The sequence below is a fragment of the Micromonospora parva genome (assembly GCF_040649675.1).
Taxonomy (GTDB): Bacteria; Actinomycetota; Actinomycetes; order Mycobacteriales; family Micromonosporaceae; genus Micromonospora; species Micromonospora parva.
This window is the reverse complement of sequence record NZ_JBEZFX010000001.1, coordinates 713,823-731,697: the sequence shown is the minus strand read 5'-3', so window position 1 is coordinate 731,697 and position 17,875 is coordinate 713,823. Positions and strand designations below refer to the sequence as shown.

At 74.2% G+C, this 17,875-nt stretch carries 11 protein-coding genes; 6 read left to right on the top strand and 5 right to left on the bottom strand.

Going from position 1 to position 17,875, the window contains the following annotated elements:
• The first annotated feature begins 98 nt into the window (after positions 1 to 98).
• On the top strand, positions 99 to 971 hold the full coding sequence (locus tag AB0C03_RS03210; RefSeq protein WP_030336822.1) for a PspA/IM30 family protein: 873 nt from the start codon (positions 99 to 101) through the stop codon (positions 969 to 971).
• Positions 972 to 993: 22 nt separating this feature from the next.
• The gene (pspM, locus tag AB0C03_RS03205) at positions 994 to 1,779 is read left to right on the top strand and encodes a phage shock envelope stress response protein PspM (RefSeq protein WP_030336820.1); all 786 of its coding nucleotides are present in this window, start codon (positions 994 to 996) and stop codon (positions 1,777 to 1,779) included.
• A gap of 29 nt (positions 1,780 to 1,808) precedes the next feature.
• Here pspM and AB0C03_RS03200 read toward each other — a convergent pair whose 3' ends face one another.
• Both AB0C03_RS03200 and AB0C03_RS03195 read right to left on the bottom strand, forming a co-directional pair.
• A complete protein-coding gene (locus tag AB0C03_RS03200; RefSeq protein ID WP_210865801.1) occupies positions 1,809 to 5,426 on the bottom strand; it encodes a hypothetical protein in 3,618 nt (1,205 codons plus the stop codon).
• Positions 5,427 to 5,591: 165 nt separating this feature from the next.
• Positions 5,592 to 6,401, bottom strand: coding sequence for an Fpg/Nei family DNA glycosylase (locus AB0C03_RS03195; RefSeq protein WP_210865802.1), 810 nt, complete (start codon positions 6,399 to 6,401; stop codon positions 5,592 to 5,594).
• A 108-nt stretch (positions 6,402 to 6,509) separates the two neighbouring features.
• Between AB0C03_RS03195 and AB0C03_RS03190 the strand changes: the two genes are divergently transcribed.
• A complete protein-coding gene (locus tag AB0C03_RS03190; RefSeq protein ID WP_030336815.1) occupies positions 6,510 to 7,760 on the top strand; it encodes a DUF8814 domain-containing protein in 1,251 nt (416 codons plus the stop codon).
• 33 nt (positions 7,761 to 7,793) lie between these two features.
• Here the strand turns inward: AB0C03_RS03190 and AB0C03_RS03185 are convergent, their stop codons facing one another.
• Positions 7,794 to 8,036: a CPCC family cysteine-rich protein gene (locus AB0C03_RS03185; protein ID WP_030336813.1), complete on the bottom strand. Its 243-nt coding sequence runs from the start codon at positions 8,034 to 8,036 to the stop codon at positions 7,794 to 7,796.
• Positions 8,037 to 8,061: 25 nt separating this feature from the next.
• Positions 8,062 to 8,862 carry an SAM hydrolase/SAM-dependent halogenase family protein gene (locus AB0C03_RS03180; RefSeq protein ID WP_210861142.1) on the bottom strand — a complete coding sequence of 267 codons (801 nt, stop codon included), beginning with the start codon at positions 8,860 to 8,862 and terminating at the stop codon, positions 8,062 to 8,064.
• A gap of 100 nt (positions 8,863 to 8,962) precedes the next feature.
• Between AB0C03_RS03180 and AB0C03_RS03175 the strand changes: the two genes are divergently transcribed.
• Positions 8,963 to 9,562, top strand: coding sequence for a hypothetical protein (locus AB0C03_RS03175; protein ID WP_030336809.1), 600 nt, complete (start codon positions 8,963 to 8,965; stop codon positions 9,560 to 9,562).
• Between the two features lie 19 nt (positions 9,563 to 9,581).
• Here AB0C03_RS03175 and AB0C03_RS03170 read toward each other — a convergent pair whose 3' ends face one another.
• Positions 9,582 to 14,219: an ATP-dependent helicase gene (locus AB0C03_RS03170; protein ID WP_357633879.1), complete on the bottom strand. Its 4,638-nt coding sequence runs from the start codon at positions 14,217 to 14,219 to the stop codon at positions 9,582 to 9,584.
• 177 nt (positions 14,220 to 14,396) lie between these two features.
• On the opposite strand from AB0C03_RS03170, the gene AB0C03_RS03165 reads away from it, so the two are divergent.
• Positions 14,397 to 14,783: a hypothetical protein gene (locus AB0C03_RS03165; RefSeq protein WP_030336806.1), complete on the top strand. Its 387-nt coding sequence runs from the start codon at positions 14,397 to 14,399 to the stop codon at positions 14,781 to 14,783.
• 251 nt (positions 14,784 to 15,034) lie between these two features.
• The gene (locus AB0C03_RS03160; RefSeq protein WP_030336804.1) at positions 15,035 to 17,869 is read left to right on the top strand and encodes a Na+/H+ antiporter subunit A; all 2,835 of its coding nucleotides are present in this window, start codon (positions 15,035 to 15,037) and stop codon (positions 17,867 to 17,869) included.
• The last annotated feature ends 6 nt before the right edge of the window (positions 17,870 to 17,875 follow it).

Genomic DNA, 17,875 nt, shown 5'->3' with positions numbered 1-17,875 from the left:
GGCGTTCTGCTGGGACGATGGAGACCGGCCGGTGACGGTCGGTCGGTTCAGCCGGCCCGGCCGTGGTGGAGCGACGCTACTGAGGGGATACCACGGAGATGGCGAACCCGTTCGTCAAGGGTTGGAACTACCTGATGGCGCTCTTCGGTGCGAAGATCGACGAGCACGCCGATCCCAAGGTGCAGATCCAGCAGGCCATCGAGGATGCCCAGCGGCAGCACCAGGCGCTGGTCCAGCAGGCCGCCGCGGTGATCGGCAACCAGCGGCAGCTGGAGATGAAGCTGTCCCGGCAGATGTCCGAGGTCGAGCGGTTGCAGGGCAACGCCCGGCAGGCCCTGGTGCTGTCCGACCAGGCCCGGGCCAAGGGCGACGAGGCCGAGGCGGTGCGCTTCGAGCAGTCCGCGCAGACGCTGGCCAGCCAGCTCGTCTCCGCCGAGCAGGCCACCGAGGACCTGAAGACCCTGCATGACCAGGCGCTGGGCGCCGCCGCGCAGGCCCGCCGGGCGGTCGAGAACAACTCGATGATCCTCCAGCAGAAGATCGCCGAGCGCACCAAGCTGCTCAGCCAGCTGGAGCAGGCCAAGATGCAGGAGACGGTGGCCCGCTCGCTGGAATCGATGTCGTCGCTGACCGCGCCGGGCACCACCCCGTCGCTGGACGAGGTGCGCGACCGCATCGAGCGGCGGTACGCCAACGCGATGGGCCGCGCCGAACTGGCCGGCAACTCCGTCGAGGGCCGTATGTTGGAGATTCAGAAGGCCACCATCGACTCGGCCGGGTCCGCCCGGCTGGAGCAGATCCGGTCCAGCATGGCGGGGGAGCAGCTCGGCGGCGCGACCCAGCGACCGGCCGTACCGCAGGCCGAGAAGACCGGCCCGGCCAACGACCCGACCGCCGCCGCCCGACTGGACGAACTGCGCGCCAGCATGGCCCGCGAACGGGGCACCGGCGACCCCACCGCCGCCGGCTGAACGACCGGACCGAGGAGGCACTGTGGCAGACGAGCGGACCCGGTACTTCCGCAGGCTGGGTCGGCTTCGCCGGTCGGCCCGACGGTGGAGCGTGCTGGCCGGTGGGCTCGGCGGCGCGGCGGTGGTGCTGACCCCGTACGCCGGGCTTGGTCTGCCCGACGCGGCCTGGGCCGGCGCCGCGGGCAGTGCGGTGGCGCTCGCCGCCTGGCGGTGGATCGACGTGCGCGCCCTGGCCGCCCAGCCGGCACCCCCGGCGCTCGACCCGGCCGAGGCGGCGGCCCGCTCGCGGGCCCGGCTGGTCGCCGCCGTCGAGCGGCTGCCGGTCGGCGCGGGCGTGCTGGCCGAGGTGCGCCGGGTCCGTTCCCGGATCGCACTGCGTGGCACCGGAGCCGGGGAACAGTGGGTCCGCCTGGACCGGGCGGCGCTCACCCTGGCCGGGATGGCCCCCCGGCTCACCGGGCTGGCCGAGCCGGCGGTGCTGGAGGCAGCCGCCGCCGACCGTTCGCTGCGCGACCTGGCCACCCGGGTGGCCAGCGTCGAACGCGCGCTGCGGCTGGCCCCGGCCGACGCCCGGCCGCCGCTGGCCGAGGCGCACGCCGCGCTGACCGCACAACTGGAGGCCGGGGTGGCGGCGTACGAACGGCTGGTGGTCGCCGCCGCCGGCTATCTGGCCGAGGACGCCCGACCGGAGAGCGCCCACCCGGCCGCCGACCGGCTCACCGAGGCGACCGACCTGCTGCACGGGGTCGCCGGGGCCCTCGCCGAGCTGCGCGCCGTCGGCACCCCGCTGCGCGCGCCGACGCGCTGACCGCACACGCCCCCCGGAGCGCGGGCCCGTCACGGTGGGGTCGTCACCAGCACCGGTCCGGTGTACGCCGAGGTGCCAACGACGTTGAACGACCGGATCCGGTAGTGGTAGGTCACCCCCCGGGCCAGCCCCGTGTTGGTGAAGCCGCGGCCGGTCACCGTGAAAGTGGCCAGCTCCTGCTCGAAGGTCGGGTCGAGGGCCCGCTGCACGGTGAACCCGGACCCCGGGCCGCCGGGGGTGCTGGCCGCCCACGCCAGGATCACCGTCGCGGTGTCCGGCCCCGGCGCGGTGGCGGTGGCGCTCACCCCGCTCGGGACGCCCGGCGGGGGTGGTGAGGTCACCGTGGCGACCGTCGACCACGCCGAGGCGGCACCCAGATAGGTGGTCCGCACCCGGTAGTAGTACGTGGTGTCCGGTGCCACTGTCGGGTCCAGGTGGTTGTCACCGACCCCGATCGCCGTGGTGCCCGGGCCACTGGTGAACGTCGGGTTGGTGGCCCGTTGCACGTCGATGCCGGTGGCGAACGACCGGTTCGTCCAGCGCAGCGCCACCCGCAGCGGTGCCGCCGGCGGGAGCGTCGCCACCAGGGCGCTCGGCGCGGCCAGGTGCACCGAGGCGGGCACCCCGTTGGACCAGGACGAGTAGCTGACCGCGTTCTCCGCCCGGATCCGGTAGTGGTACGTCACCCCCGGGGTGACCGTCGCGTCGGTGTACCGGGTGGCGGCGGCCGCGACGGTGATCGTGGTGACCTCGCCGCCGAAGGTCGCGTCGGTGGCCCGTTGCAGCAGGTGGCTGGTGGCGGCCGGTCGCCCGCCGTTGCTGGTCCAGGCCAGCGCGATCGCGGGTAGCGCGGTGGCCGACCCGGGCACCGGGGTGGCGGTCAGGCCCGTCGGCGCCTTCGGCGCCACCCGCAGCACCAGCGGTCGGGTCATCCCGCCGTCGCGGTGGCCGGCGAGCTGGCTGTGCCAGCGGTACTCCCAGCCCAGGTTGACCAGTTGGTTGACCACAGTGGCGGGTCGCCCGTCGGCCGGGCTGACCGGCGTCGAACCGGCCCGCGCGCCGGCCGGGCGACAGGGGTCGAGCAGCCGGAGGCTGTCGCCCAGCTTGAACGGCAGCACCGGCGCGACCGGACGCAGCGCCACCACCACGTCCTCCCGGGGGTTGACCCGGACGATCCCCTTCCAACCCAGCTCCGTGTCGTGCGGAAGGCGCAGCGTGCCGTCCCAGCCGACCCGGTTGATCACCTGCAGGTCGCAGCCGTCGACCTGCACCGGCTCGGTCTGCCGGACGTTGCCGCTGATCCGCCAGAGCTGCGTGCCGTCGGTGGGGGCACCCACCGGTACGGCGGTGTCGGTGGCGAACAGCACCTCGGTGACCGGGTCGGTCGCGCCGAGCGGCAGCGTCGTCGGGTGGAGCGGCCCGGCGTGCGGGTGCCCCACGCCGAGCCGACCCGCAAGCCGGCCGTGGTCCGGCTCGAAGATCTGCTGTGCGGCCTTCACCGCGATCGGCACTGTCACCGGGCCGGTGCCCGCCGTCGGTGTGAACGTCACAGTGGTGGCGTGCACCGGCACCGTCGTCCGCGTCGTCGTCCGGGTGCCGAACGGCGGGTCGTACGCCGGTTGCGGGACGATCGGCGGGCGCTGGCTGGCCGCGTACGCCACGGGCAGCCGGTCGCGCAGCCGGTCCAGGTCGTACGGCGGCGCGGGTGTGCCGGTCACCCGGAACTGGAGCAGGGTGCGGGTGTTCGGGCCGTACCCCGGTTCGGTCGGGGGCGGGCCACCCTCGGCGGTGCGGTCCGGGGCGCCGGTGTGCTGGTCGTAGCGGCTGTCGAAGCCGGGCAGCGGGGCCGGAGCGTCGTTGTACAGGATCAGCGTGCTGCCCGGCGGCACGGCGGAGAAGTCGACGAGCACGTCGGCCCGTTCACCCGGTGCGAGCAGCAGAGTGTGCCCGTCGACGTTCAGCACTGTCGGGTCGAGCCGGTCGTACCGGTAACCGATCGGTCGGTTCGGCAGCACCACCGGGGCCGGCAGGAGACCGGCCTCGTTGCCGATCTGGATGAACTCCGGGCCGGCGGCGCGGGGGTCGGGCACACCGCCGTCGCGTCCGTCGGTCGGCCAGCCCGCCGGGTGGTCCGCCGCGCGGGTGGCCGGCACCATCGGCACCTCGCCGGCGTCGGGGTCGGCGAGCGCGCCGTCGGCCGTCCACATCGCCGCGTCGGAGCGGGCGCGGTAGAGCTGGAGGTTGAGGCTGCGGTCCAGGCAGGCGTTGAGGATCCGGAACCGGTACGCGCGCGGCTGCACCTCCAGGTACGGGTAGGCGACACCGTTGACCAGCGGGGTGTCGCCGTACGCCTCGGGGACGGCCGACGGGTGCGGGACGCCGGGGCTCAGCGGCGGCTCGTCCGGGGCGTCGACCGGGTCGTGGTACGGATTCGGCACCCAGCCGTCGGGGTGGGTGCCGTGGGCTGCGGCGTTGCTCGTCCAGGGGCCGTAGTCCCACCGGCCGGTGCGGTTGCGTCCACCGGATCGGTACGGGTTCTGCCGGGGTTGGTAGACGTGCGGGTGCCAGAGGCTGCCCCGGGCACCCCAGCGTTCCCGGTCCCAGGTCGGGTCCTCGGCGGCGAGTTGGGCGTCGTCCGGGACGAACGTCTTGTCCTCGATCACCAGGGGCACCTGGTCGGCCGGCAGCACCGCGTCGGCGACGAGCTGGTCCTCGGCCGGGTCGGTGAGCAGGTAGAGCGCGAGCTGTCCGCCGTAGACGGTGAGCCGGGCCAGGCCGAGGGTGTTGTCGTGGAACCACAGCAGCCGGCCACTCTGCTCGTTCGGGAAGTAGAGAGTGGTGGCGCCGGCGCCGGGCGCCGGCATGTCCGGCACGTGGGCCAGCCCGGGTCCGGTCGGGTACGGGGTGATCTCCCCGGCCGGGGTGATCCACTGCCCCGGGTTGCCCGCGCTGGTCCAGCCGGTCTGCGCCCCGGCCAGGTGCAGCACGGCCCGGTTCTGCGGGTACGGCGCCGGCCCGTCCAGCGGGCCGAGGCCGGCCCCCTCGATCGTGTCGTCGACCGGCAGGAACAGCTCGCCGGCCCGGCCGGTGGGGAGTTGGTTGATGAACTTCACCCGGACCGGTCGACCCCGACGGGCCAGGATCATCGGCCCGAGGTGCCACTGTCGCTCCGGTGGCACCACAGTGTTGTGGCCGGCCGGGTCGGTGCCCAGGTTGAGCTGCCGGTAGCCGCGCAGCCGGGTGGCCGGCAGGTCCCGGTGCAGCCGTTGCGCGTACTCCTGGAGGCCGATCTCGTAGTAGTCGCAGCCCGGATAGCTGATCGTGTCGGGCACTGCGACCGGCAGTTGGCTGCCGAGGTCGCCGCCGCCCGGCTGGCCGGGAAGGGGCAGCGGGTCGACGAACTTGCGCAGCCCGGTCCCGGCCGTCACCTGCCCGTCGGGGTCGCGGGTCGGGCGAGGGCTGTGCGCGAAGTTCGGCACGGGGCCGAAGTAGCGGGGCACCACTGCCGGGTCCAGGCTCGGTGTCGCGACGACCTCCTCGGCCGTCCGCGCGGCCGGCACCGCCGCCCCCCGACCGGTGGCGGGGGCGTCGGCGTCGCGGGTGGTCCGCGTGAGGAAGGTGGAGCGGAGTCTGCGGAACATCGCCATGACTCTCCCCGGTTCGGGGCGCGAGGTTCGCCACCCCGACGTGGGGAACCTCGGCACTCTGCTGACGGTCGGTGAGCGCTCAACCGCAGCATGCGACGTCGACGGCCGGTTAGGAATTACCCAATCGTCCGTTTCTACGCTGGGTCTCGATCGGTGGGAGCCTGGTCAGCCGGCAGATGGCGGGGCCGGGCGTTCGGGCTGGCAGACCGGGCACCAGTAGGTGACCCGTTCACCCAGTTCCTCCTTGCGGATCGCGGTGCCGCAGCGGCGGCAGGGCTGGGCGCGGCGGCCGTAGACGTAGCTGGTCTGCCCCCGGTGCAGCGAGCCGGTGCTGCTCTGCGTCCACCGGCCCCGGTTGGCGGCGAGCAGCCGTTGCGCGAGAGCCACCAGGCCCGGCAGATCGGGCACCCCACCGACCGGGGTCCACGGTGACACCCCGCGCAGGAACAGCACCTCGCACTTGTAGAGGTTTCCCACGCCGGCCAGGTTGCGCTGGTCCAGCAGCGCCTCGCCGATGCTCTGCTCCGGGTGCTCGGCGAGCCGACGGACCGCCTCGGCCGGGTCCCAGTCCGGCCCGAGCAGGTCGGGGCCGAGGTGGCCGACCAGGTGATCCTCGTCGGCGGTCGGCACCAGTGTCAGCTCGTGCAGGTGGTAGCCGACCGCTACCGCGCCGGGGCTGCGCAGCACCACCCGGATCAGGTGCGCGGGCCGGCCGCTCCAGCGTTCCCCGGGGGCGTACGCCCGCCAGGCGCCGTCCATCCGCAGGTGGGAGTGCAGGCTCCAGTGCTCCTCGGTGGGGGTGTCGAGCCGCAGCAGCAGGTGCTTGCCCCGGCTGGCCGACTCGCGGACGGTCCAGCCGGTGAGATCCGTGGTCGCCAGTTGCGGCACCCGGAAGTCACTGCCGGTGATCCGCGCGCCGGCCAGCGCGCGGTGCAGCACGCGCGCGGTGTTCCAGACGGTGTCGCCTTCGGGCACCCTGCCATTCTCCCTCTTCGAGCAAGATTCGCATGTGTCGCTATTTGTACACAGGTTCCTCATGATCTCCTGACATGCGAAGGTCAGGGGGTTCTGAGGAGAATGCCCATGACGCGACCCCGTTGTCGTATCCCATCCGTCGCCCTCATCGCCACCCTCACCCTCCTGCTCACCGCAGCGCTCCTACCCACCACCGGTAACGTCCCGGCCGCCAGCGCACCGATCGCCCTCGTCGCCGCCGCACCCGGCGACGAACGGTGGAGCGCCGACCTCACGATCGTCGACCGCGACGACGTCAACGTCCGACGCACCGCCGCCGGCCTCCGCCTGCGGGAGGCCCGGCCCACCTGGCGCGGCGCCCGCAGCCCGCACAGCGCCGTCGCCGAGGGGATGCTGCTGACCACACCCCGCACCCTCGCCCGGCCGGCCACCCGGGTCCGCGCCGAGATCGACGCCGCGGTCCCCGCCGGGGCGACGGTGGAGGCGCAGGTCCGCGGCTGGCGGACCGCCGGCTGGACGGAGTGGCGGGCCGCCGGCACCGTCTTCGACCGGCCCGTCACCCGGGTACAGGCCCGGGTGGTGCTCACCGCCCCCGACAAGGGAGCGACGGCGACGGTACGGGGCATGCGGCTCACCGCCGACGCGAACGCCGCCGTGTCCGCCGCCACACCCGGTCGCACCTACCGGGTGTACGCCACCCGCATCGGGCTGGTCGGTGAGGTGACCGCCAACGGCCGCACCGTGCAACCCCGGGACCACTTCGCGGCACTGCCGTCGCGGCGCGGACTCTCCCCGCTCAACACCGGCGACTACACCGTGCGGGTCTGCACCACCAACGGCGCCCGCTGCGAGTACGCCCCGGTCTGGGACGTCGGGCCGTGGAACACCCGCGACGACTACTGGAACCCGTCATCCGTGCGGGAGAACTGGAAGGACCTGCCGCAGGGGCGACCCGAGGCGCAGGCCGCGTACCAGTCCGGCTACAACGGTGGCCGGGACCAGTTCGGGCGGACCGTGCTCAACCCGGCCGGCATCGACCTGGCCGACGGCACGTTCTGGGACGGGCTGCGGCTGACCACCAACGCCTGGGTGGACGTCGCCTACCTGTGGACCGGCGGCGGCCCGCGCGGCGTGGTCGGCGACGGGCCGCTCAACATCCGCACCGGGGCCAGCACGTCGTACGCGATCCGTGGCCTCGCCGCCCGGCTGGCCCACGTGCCGATCCAGTGCTACGTCACCGGTCAGTCGGTCGCCGGCCCCTACCGCACCACCACCCGCTGGAACCGGCTGACCAGTGGCCAGTACGTCAGCCACGCGTACATCTCGAGTGTGTACGGCGGCAGCGTGCCGGTCTGCTGAGCCACGCTCACCCCGTCGGGCGCCGCCTCAGCGTCAGGGGCGCTCGTCGGGGCGAGCCGTGCGCACCATGTCCTGGTAGCGCGGGTGGCTGGCACCGTAGACGGCGTAGTTGAGACGGGCGTGGGTGAGGCTCAGGTCGCCGTTGGGGCCACCCCGGACGGCGTCGGCGTCGGCGTCGGTCTGGCCGTCGTCGGTCCAGAAACAGACGGGACAGGTCCCCCCGCCGGTCCGCGACGCACAGCAGGGACAGCCCGCAGGAACCACATGCTCACCCACCGGAGAAGCATTCCACAGTCGAACATCAGCCCGATACCCGCAGCAGGTCCCCCGCGGACACCGCGAGGAGGTCCACGGCCCGTCCGCCGTTGACAGCGACCGCGACCAGCCCGGCCGAGTCGACGTACGTCACCAGGCCACCGGCCGGGGCGTCGCCGAAGGTGCGCCCGTGCACCGCCGCATGGGCCGGCGCGGTTCCCGACGGACCCACCCGCAGCGTGGCCGGCAGCGGATCGAGCAGCTCGGCCGGTGCGGCCAGTTGGACGTTGCCGAAGTGGTCCACGGTCAGCACCTCGGCGGTGAATCCCTCGGCGTCCCGGGTCACCGTGGGCGTCGGCAGCCGCACCAGCCCGGCCGGGTCGACAGGTGGGCCCGCCTCGGCGAGCGGCGCGCCGAGCGCCAGCCGGGCCGCCACCGGCGCGAAGACGTCCCGCCCGTGGAACGTGCGGGACACCCGGGCGGCCAGCCAGCGCGGCTCGGTCAGCTCGACCGCGTCGGTCACCCCACCGAGCGCGGCGGCGGCGTCCAGCAGCAACCCGTTGTCCGGGCCGACCAGCAGCCCGCCCGGGGCGGCCAGCGCGACACCCCGTCGGGCGGTGCCGACACCCGGATCGACCACCGCCACGTGCACTCCCACCGGCAGGTACGGCACTGTCTGCGCCAGCACCGCGGCACCCCGCCGGACATCCCCCGGCGGCACCAGGTGGGTCACGTCGATCACCCGGGCGGTCGGCGCGACGCGGGCGACGACCCCGTGACAGGCGGCCACGAAGCCGTCGGTGAGGCCGTAGTCGGTGGTCAGCGAGATCCAGGGCACTGCGGACATGCCCGCAGGCTAGTGGAACCGGGTGGGCTGACGGATTCGGGACAGCGCAGTGGCCGACCGGCCCCTCCCGCCGCCGGATGACGTTGGGCAGACTGCCCTGGTGACAATTCGGAGCCTGCCCGCCGTCGGAATCCTGCTGGTAGCCGTGGCCGTCACCGCCGGCTGCGGCGGTGGCGACGCCGATCCGTCGAGTGCGGCCCCCACCCCCTCGTCGTCCTCGGCCCCGGCGGCCACCGGTCTGCCGAGCGCCCCGACGCCCTCGGCGGGGCCGCCCAGCGCCAGCGGCGCCGCGTCACCGGCAGCCCCGCCGGTGGCCCCGCCGTCCGTCGCCCCCCAGGGGCCCACGCAGCGCCGGCCGGCCAGCCCACCGCCGGTGGTGCTGCCCAAACGCCCGACGGGTGCGCCCGGTGCCACCCAGGTCGTCAACGCGTTCAAGGCCGCCGGCCTGAAGGTGCCGCACCCGAAGGACCGCTCGGTCGACTGTGGGCCGGACGGTCTCGGCCTGGGCTGTTCCGAGCTGATCGCCACCGACGCCGTCACGGTGTACGTGTTTCCCGACGAGATCAGCGCCAGCGACATCGCCGAGACGTGGGGCGGCCAGTCGTACCGGCGCGGTGCGGTGGTGCTCAACTACCTTGAGGCGAAGACCCCGGCCGCCGACCGGCCCCGCTACGAGAAGGTGCTCAACGGTCTGGGCTGACGCGGGCGCACAGGCCCGGTCAGCCGCGCAGGCGCAGGCCGCGCGGGGTGGCCCGGAAGCCGGCGGCGGTCAACGCGTCACGCAGCGGCGAGGAGTGCACCGCCTCGCCGTCGGCCCGCTCCACCGACATCGCACCCAACGCCCCGGAGTGGACGGCGTCGGCGAGCGCCTTGCCGGCCGCGGCGAGCGTCTCGGTGTCGTCGGTGAAGGAGAGCAGCGTCCGGCCGCCGCGTTCGACGTAGAGGACCAGGTCACCGCCGACCTGCACCACCAGGGCCCCCGCCTTGCGGCCGGCCCGGTGCCCGGTCGCCGGTGTGGCCCCGTCACCGGAGTCGACGACCCGTTCCGGCCAGGGCAGCGCCGCGCCGTACGGGTTGGCCGGGTCGGTGGCGGCGAGCACGGTGGCCACCGCGCCCCGCCCCCGGGCGCCGTCGGTCGGTTCGGCCAGCGCGCGCAGCCGGTCCACCGCGCCGGGTACGGCGAACTGCGCCGCGCCGAGCCCTTCGACGAAGTAACCCCGGCGGGCCGCGCCGCGCTCCTCCAGCGCCGACAGCACCGGGTAGACCGCCGAGAACCCGCCGACCACCTGCTCGGCCATGACCGCGCCCCGGGTGACCACCCCGTGCCGCTCCAGCAGCAGGTCGGCGAGCGCGGCGGCCCGCCGGGTCGGGTCGAGATCCCGGTCCGGAAGGCGGGACCAGCGGCCGGCGACCGTCGGCGGGCCACCACGGGTCGGCAGCGCCACCCGGCCGGGCCGCCGGTAGCGGGTGCGGGGCGCGGACGGCCGGGAGCGGTGGGCGCCGCCGGCGCCGAGCACCGCGCGCAGCGGGGCGAGGGTGTCGTTGCTGAGGTGCCCCGCCCAGACCAGATCCCAGATCACCGCGGTCAGCGCGGCGTCGTCTGTCGAACCGACCCGGTCGGCCAGCGGGCGGAAGAACAACGCCTGCCCGTCGCCGAGCGCGTCGAGCACCGCGTCGTGCAGCGGGGTGCGGGTCAACGCCTCGTCGGGCGGAGGGAGCAGCAGTGGCGCGGTGTCCGCGTACGCCAGGGTGACCCAGCCGTCGCCTCCGGAGATCGCCCCCGACCCGGCCCACAGCACCTCCCCGCTCGCGCACAACTCGTCGAGGTGGGCGGGGGAGTAGTCCGCGACCCGGGCGGGCAGCACCAACCGCTCCAGGGCGGACGCCGGCACCGCCGCGCCCTGCAACTGCTCCACAGTTGCCGCGAGCGCCTCGACACCTCGGGCGGACGAGCCGACCTGCTGCCAACGGGGCAGGAACGTCGCCAGCGCCCGGGGCGGCACCGGCTCGATCTCCCGGCGCAGCGCGGCGAGCGAGCGGCGGCGCAGCATCCGTAGCACCTCGGCGTCGCACCACTGGGCGCCGGCCGAGTCCGGGGTGAACTCCCCGGAGACCACCCGGCCGGTGGCGCCGAGCCGGCGCAGCGCCTGCTCGACGACGAACACGCCCAACCCGAAGCGGGCCGCGCAGCTGGCGGCGGCGAACGGCCCGTGGGTGCGGGCGTAACGGGCCACCAGATCACCGAGCGGATCGGCCACCGGGGCGAGGTACGCCTCGGCCACCCCCATCGGCAGTGCCACGCCGAGTGCGTCGCGCAGGCGGGCGGCGTCCTCGACGCCCACCCAGCGCTGTTCGCCGGCGATCCGGACCCGCAGCACCCGGCGGGTGGCCTCCAGCTCGCTGAGCCACGTCTCGGGCACGCCCCGCTCGGTCAGCTCGGCGTCGCTCAGGTCACCGAGCACCCGCAGCAGCTCGACCACGTCCTCGGCGTCGCGGGGGCGGCGCTGCTCGGTCAGCCACCGCAGTTGCCGTTCGGTCTCGGTGAGCACCGCCGGGTCGAGCAGTTCGCGCAGGTCGACCCGGCCGAGCAGCTCGCCGAGGAGGGTGGAGTCGAGGGCGAGCGCGGCGGCGCGGCGCTCGGCCAGCGGGGCGTCGCCCTCGTAGAGGAACGCACCGACGTAGCCGAAGAGCAGCGACCGCGCGAACGGGGACGGCGCGCTGGTCTCCACCTCGACCAGCCGCACCTTGCGGGTGGCCAGGTCGCGCATCAGCCCGGCCAGCGCCGGCTGGTCGAAGACGTCCTGGAGGCACTCCCGGGCGGCCTCCAGGGTGACCGGGAAGTCCGCGTACTCGCGGGCCACGTCGAGGAGCTGGGCGGAGCGTTGCCGTTGCTGCCAGAGCGGTTGGCGGCGGCGCGGGTCGCGGCGCGGCAGCAGCAGTGACCGGGCGGCGCACTCCCGGAAACGGGCGGCGAAGAGGGCGGAGGTGCCGACCGACTCCTCCACCAGCTGGGTGATCTCGTCGGGTTCGAAGACCACCACGTCGGCGCCGGGCGGTTCGTCGGCGGTGTCCGGAAGTCGCACCACGATGCCGTCGTCGGAGGGCATCACCTGGGCGTCCACGCCGTACCGCTCGGCCAGCCGGCGGCCCACCGCGAGCGCCCAGGGCCCGTTGACCCGGGCGCCGAGCACGCTGTGCACGGCCAGCCGCCAGTCGCCCAGCTCGTCGCGGAACCGTTCCACGACGACAGTGCGGTCGTCGGGCAGCGAACGGGTGGCCTCCCGCTGATCGCGCAGGTAGGCCATCAGGTTGCCGGCGGCCCAGTCGTCCAGCCCGCCGTCGCGCAGCGCGGCCAGTGCGGCTTCGTCGGTCTGTCGCAGCAGGGTGCGCACCCGGGCGCCGATGGCCCGGCCCAGCTCCACCGGCCGACCCAGCTGGTCGCCCTTCCAGAACGGCATGCGCGCGGCCTGCCCCGGGGCGGGCGAGACGAGCACCCGGTCAGGGGTGATCTCCTCGATGCGCCAGGAGGAGGAGCCGAGCAGGAAGACATCGCCCACCCGGGACTCGTAGACCATCTCCTCGTCCAGCTCACCGACCCGGGCGGCCCGCTCGGCACCGGCCAGGAAGACCCCGAACAGGCCCCGGTCGGGGATGGTGCCGCCGCTGGTCACCGCGAGTCGCTGCGCGCCGGGGCGGCCGGTGAGCAGGTCGGTGGCCCGGTCCCAGACCAGTCGGGGGCGCAGCTCGGCGAAGGCGGTGGACGGGTAGCGACCGGAGAGCATGTCCAGCACGGCGTGCAGCGCCGAGTCGGGCAGCTCGGCGAAGGGTGCGGCCCGGCGGACCAGCACGGCCAGGTCGCCGAGCGCCCACGGCTCCAGCGCCACCATCGCGACGATCTGCTGGGCCAGCACGTCCAGCGGGTTGCGCGGGTAGTGCAGCTCCTCGATCGCGCCGTCGGTCATCCGCTCGGCGACCACCGCGCAGGAGAGCAGGTCGCCACGGTGCTTGGGGAAGACCACTCCACGGGAGACGGCGCCCACCTGGTGCCCGGCCCGGCCGACCCGTTGCAGCCCGGCGGCCACGCTCGGCGGCGCCTCGATCTGCACCACCAGGTCGACAGCGCCCATGTCGATGCCCAGCTCCAGGCTGGAGGTGGCCACCACCGCCGGCAGCTGGCCGGACTTGAGCGCCTCCTCGATGTGCTTGCGTTCCTCCCGGGAGACGCTGCCGTGGTGGGCGCGGGCGATCACCGGTGCCGCGCCGGTGGCCGCCCCGGACTGGGCCATCACCTCGGCCGGTGGCCGGTTGCGCACCGGGCCGGCAGGGCCACCCCACCGCTGCGCGCCGGTCGTCGGGTCGTCGTCGGCCGACAACCCTTCCGGTACGCCGGCCGCGCCCTCGGTCGCCGCTTCGGCGGCCAGCTCGTTGAGCCGGGCGCAGAGGCGCTCGGCGCTGCGGCGGGAGTTGGTGAAGACGATGGTCGAGCGGTGCTGCCCGATGAGGGTGAAGACCCGCTCCTCCACGGCCGGCCAGATCGACGCCCGACGTGGCCCGGGGCCGCCGAGGTCGTCCTCCGGTGGCTGCTCCTGCTCGTCCAGGCGGGTCATGTCCTCCACCGGGACCTGCACGCTGACCTCGATGGTCTTCGGAGTGGCCGGCTGCACCACGTCGACCGGGCGGGCACCGCCGAGGAACTGCGCGCAGGCGTCGATCGGGCGGACGGTGGCCGAGAGGCCGATGCGCTGCGCCGGGGCGGGCAGCAGCTCGTCGAGGCGTTCGAGGGAGAGGGCGAGGTGGGCGCCGCGTTTGCTGCCGGCCACCGCGTGCACCTCGTCGACGATCACCGTCTGGATGCCGCGCAGTGAGTCGCGGGCCGCCGACGTCAGTAGCAGGAACAGCGACTCGGGCGTGGTGATGAGGATGTCGGGCGGGGTGCGGGCGAAGGCCCGTCGCTCGTCGGCGGGCGTGTCGCCGGTGCGCATGCCGACGGTGATGTCGGGCGGTGCCACGCCCAGCCGGGTGGCCGCCTGCCGGATGCCGGCCAGCGGGGCGCGCAGGTTGCGCTCCACGTCGACGGCGAGGGCCTTGAGTGGGCTGACGTAGAGCACCCGGCACCGCTGGCGGGGCTCGGTCGGTGCCGGCTCGCGGGCCAGCCGGTCCAGTGACCAGAGGAAGGCAGCGAGCGTCTTGCCGGAGCCGGTGGGCGCCACCACCAGCGCGTTGCGACCGGCGGCGACCGACCGCCACGCACCGATCTGCGCGGCGGTCGGCGCGGCGAAAGCGTTGTCGAACCAGGCGCGGGTCGCCGGGCCGAACCCGGCGAGCACCGCGCCGGCGTCTGCGTCTGCCCCGGTCACCGGTCCATCGTGCCCCTCCGGTCTGACATCCACGAACGGCTCACGACGGAATGGGCGAGCAAAAGGCAAAAAGCGTGGAACGTGCGCTTAATGCGTTAAGTCTCACTTAACTGCTTGCTTCTGAGGAGCAACATAAAGTAACTTCACTCGCAACGCGAACCGGGGTGAGGGGATGTGATGGCCGGCGAGCAGCGCACCGTCGAACCGGGCACCGACGTGCTGATTCGCAAGGTCGACAGTCATCTCGCCGCCCTCCGCGCCGGCCTGCACGGCCCGGAGCTCGAGCTCGCCGAACGTCTCGCCCGCTGCCTGCGCGAGCTGGTCCTCTGCACCGCCCAGGCCAGCGCCGCCGATCGGGGTCAGGTCCGCGTTGCCGTGCACTACTTCGTGCTGCGCCGCGAGAGTCGCGGCCGTCTGCTCGCGGTGCGCTCGCTGACCGCCGCGGAACGTGTCGTCGACCGGGTCGCCCGCCAACTCGGCCGCCCCGACCTGCTGGCCGAGCTACGCCGCGACCGCCCCGCCCCCGACGACGCCCAACCCCTCAACAACGCCCTCCTCCACTAACCCCACCCCCACCCCCTTTTCCCGCGTTGATCAAGAGGTTTGCGTCAAAAAGGCGGGCGCGGCTGACGCAAACCTCTTGATCAACGGAAGAGGGCTGGGCTGGGCGCCTGGGGTGGGGGTCGGTGGGGTGGGGTGGGTGGGTTTGGGGGTTAATTCCGGCAAAACCGGCCCGGCGGGCTGCGAACTGGCGTCTGATCGCTGCTAGGCGCCACCGCTGCCACTGGCGTCGGCCATGTCGATCGGGAGCGCAGGTGCTGGTACTGCTCATCCTCCATTTCGTGGCGGCCCTCGCCGCGCCCCTGCTCGTTCGCTGGTGGGGTCCGCGCGCGTGCTACCCGCTGGCGCTCGCGCCGGCCGCCGCGTTCTGCTGGGCGGTGGCCCGCACCCCGGCCGTGAGCGGCGGCGGGGCGGTGGTCGAGACGTACCCGTGGATCCGGCAGTTGGGCCTCGACATCGCGTTCCGGCTCACCACGCTGTCCTGGCTGATGACGCTGCTGATCGGCGGCGTCGGCGCGCTGGTGCTGGTCTACAGCGCCCGCTACTTCAGCGCCGGCTCGATCGGTCTGGCGCAGTTCGCCGCGGTCCTGGTCGCCTTCGCGGGCGCGATGCTCGTCCTGGTCTTCGCCGACGACCTGCTGCTGCTTTACGTCGGCTGGGAGCTGACCACTGTCTTTTCGTACCTGCTGATCGGGCACAGCACCGAACGGCGGTCCAGCCGTTGGGCGGCGGCGCAGGCGTTGACGGTCACCACGCTGGGCGGGCTCGCCATGCTGGTCGGTTTCATCATGCTGGGCGAGCACGCCGGCAGCTACCGCTGGTCGGAGATCATCGCCCAGCCGCTGCCCGGCGGCGGGTATCTGGTGGGTGCCGTGCTGCTGATCCTGGCCGGGGCGCTGTCCAAGTCGGCGGTGCTGCCGTTCAGCTCGTGGCTGCCGGTCGCGATGGCGGCACCCACGCCGGTCAGCGCGTACCTGCACGCCGCCGCCATGGTCAAGGCCGGCGTCTACCTGGTCGGGCTGCTCGCGCCGGTGCTCGCCACGGTCGGCCCGTGGCGGCCGGTGGTGCAGGTCGCCGGGGTGGCGACCATGCTGCTCGGCGGTTGGGCGGCGCTGCGCCAGACCGACCTCAAGCTGCTGCTGGCGTACGGGACGGTCAGCCAGCTCGGCCTTCTGGTCGCGGTGACCGGCTCGGGCACGCCGGACGCCGCGCTGGCCGGCACCGCGATGCTGCTGGCGCACGCCCTGTTCAAGGCGGCGCTCTTCCTGGTCGTCGGCATCATCGACCACAGTGCCGGCACCCGTGACCTGCGCGAGTTGTCCGGGCTGCGGCACTGGTCCCGGCCGCTGTTCGTGGTGGCCGTGCTGGCCGCGGCGTCGATGGCCGGGGTGCCGCCGCTGGTCGGCTTCGTGGCGAAGGAGGCGGTGTTCGCCGCGTTCACCGACCAACCGGTGCTCCTCACCGGCCTGGTCGCCGGGACGGTGCTCACCGTCGCGTACAGCGCCCGTTTTCTCTGGGGCGCGTTCGCCGACCGGCCGGGCGTGACGCCGGTCCCGCCGGGGTCGATCGCCGCGTCGCTGCTGGTACCGCCAGCGGTGCTGGCCGGGATCGGTCTGCTCGCCGGCCCGGCCGCGAGCGTCCTGGAGGACGTGCTGCGGCCGTACGCCGATCTGCTCGGCGGGGTCGACGCGCACCTGGCGCTCTGGGCCGGACCGACCCCGGCGCTCGGCCTGTCCGTGTTGGCGCTCGTCGGCGGTGGCCTGCTCTTCGCCGTGCGCGGGCCGCTCGCCCCGGTGCTGGCGCGGCTGCGCGCACCGGTGGGGGGCAACCAGGGGTACGAGTGGGTGGTGGGCCGCTTCGACCGGCTGGCCATCGATGTCACAGGCGCGACCCAGCGCGGCTCCCTGCCGCAGTACCTGGGCGTCATCCTGGTCACCCTGGTGCTGGTGCCCGGCGCGGCGATGCTCTCCGCCAGTCCCTGGCGGGCGCGGATTCCGCTCTGGGACAGCCTGCTGCAACCGGTGGTCGTGCTGGTGATCGCGGTGGCGGCGGTGTTGGCGGTCGGCGCCCGTCGCCGGCTGACCGCGATGTTGCTGGTGGGCATGACCGGCTACGGCACGGCGATGCTGTTCGTGCTGCACGGAGCACCCGACCTGGCGCTCACCCAGTTTCTGGTGGAGACCTCGACGATAGCGGTCTTCGTGCTGGTGCTGCGTCGCCTGCCGGAGCGGTTCTCGGCCCGCCCGATACGGCGTACCCGCCTGATCCGCCGGGTGATCGGGGTGGCGGTGGGCGTGGTCGCCGCCGGGCTGGCCCTCGTCGCCGTCGGCGCCCGCCAGGCACCGACCATCTCCGCGGCCTTCCCGGATCTGGCGGTCGCCCAGGGGTACGGCCGCAACGTGGTCAACGTGACCCTGGTCGACATCCGGGCCTGGGACACGATGGGTGAGCTGGCGGTGCTGGTGGTGGCCGCGACCGGGGTGGCCAGCCTGATCTTCGAGCGCTCCCGCACCGGGCCTCGGCCGCGCCGGCCCGAGGCGGACCAGCGGGCGGGTGTGCGGGGCCGGCCGGTGTGGCTGCGCGGTGGTCCCACCCTCTACGAGGAGCGCCGCTCGATCGTGTTGGAGGTGGTCATCCGGCTGATCTTCCACACCGTGGTGCTGTTCTCCCTGTTCCTGCTCTTCTCCGGGCACAACGCTCCGGGCGGCGGGTTCGCCGGAGGGCTGGTGGCGGGTCTCGCCCTGGTGGTCCGCTATCTGGCCGGCGGTCGGTACGAGCTGACCGAGGCGGTGCCGATCGGTGCCGGCCCGATTCTCGGCGCCGGGTTGGCCACGGCGGTGGGCAGCGGCCTGGTGGCGCTGCTGGCCGGCGGGTCGGTGCTGGAGAGCGCGAAGGTCGACCAGCGGCTGCCACTGATCGGCGACACCCACCTGGTGACGTCGCTCTTCTTCGACATCGGTGTGTACCTGGTCGTGATCGGGTTGGTGCTGGACATCCTGCGCAGCCTCGGCGCCGAGGTGGACCGGCACATCGAGGCCACCGGAACGGCCGCCGGCGGTCTGGCCGTCGACAAGGGCGACCGGACATGAGCGCGC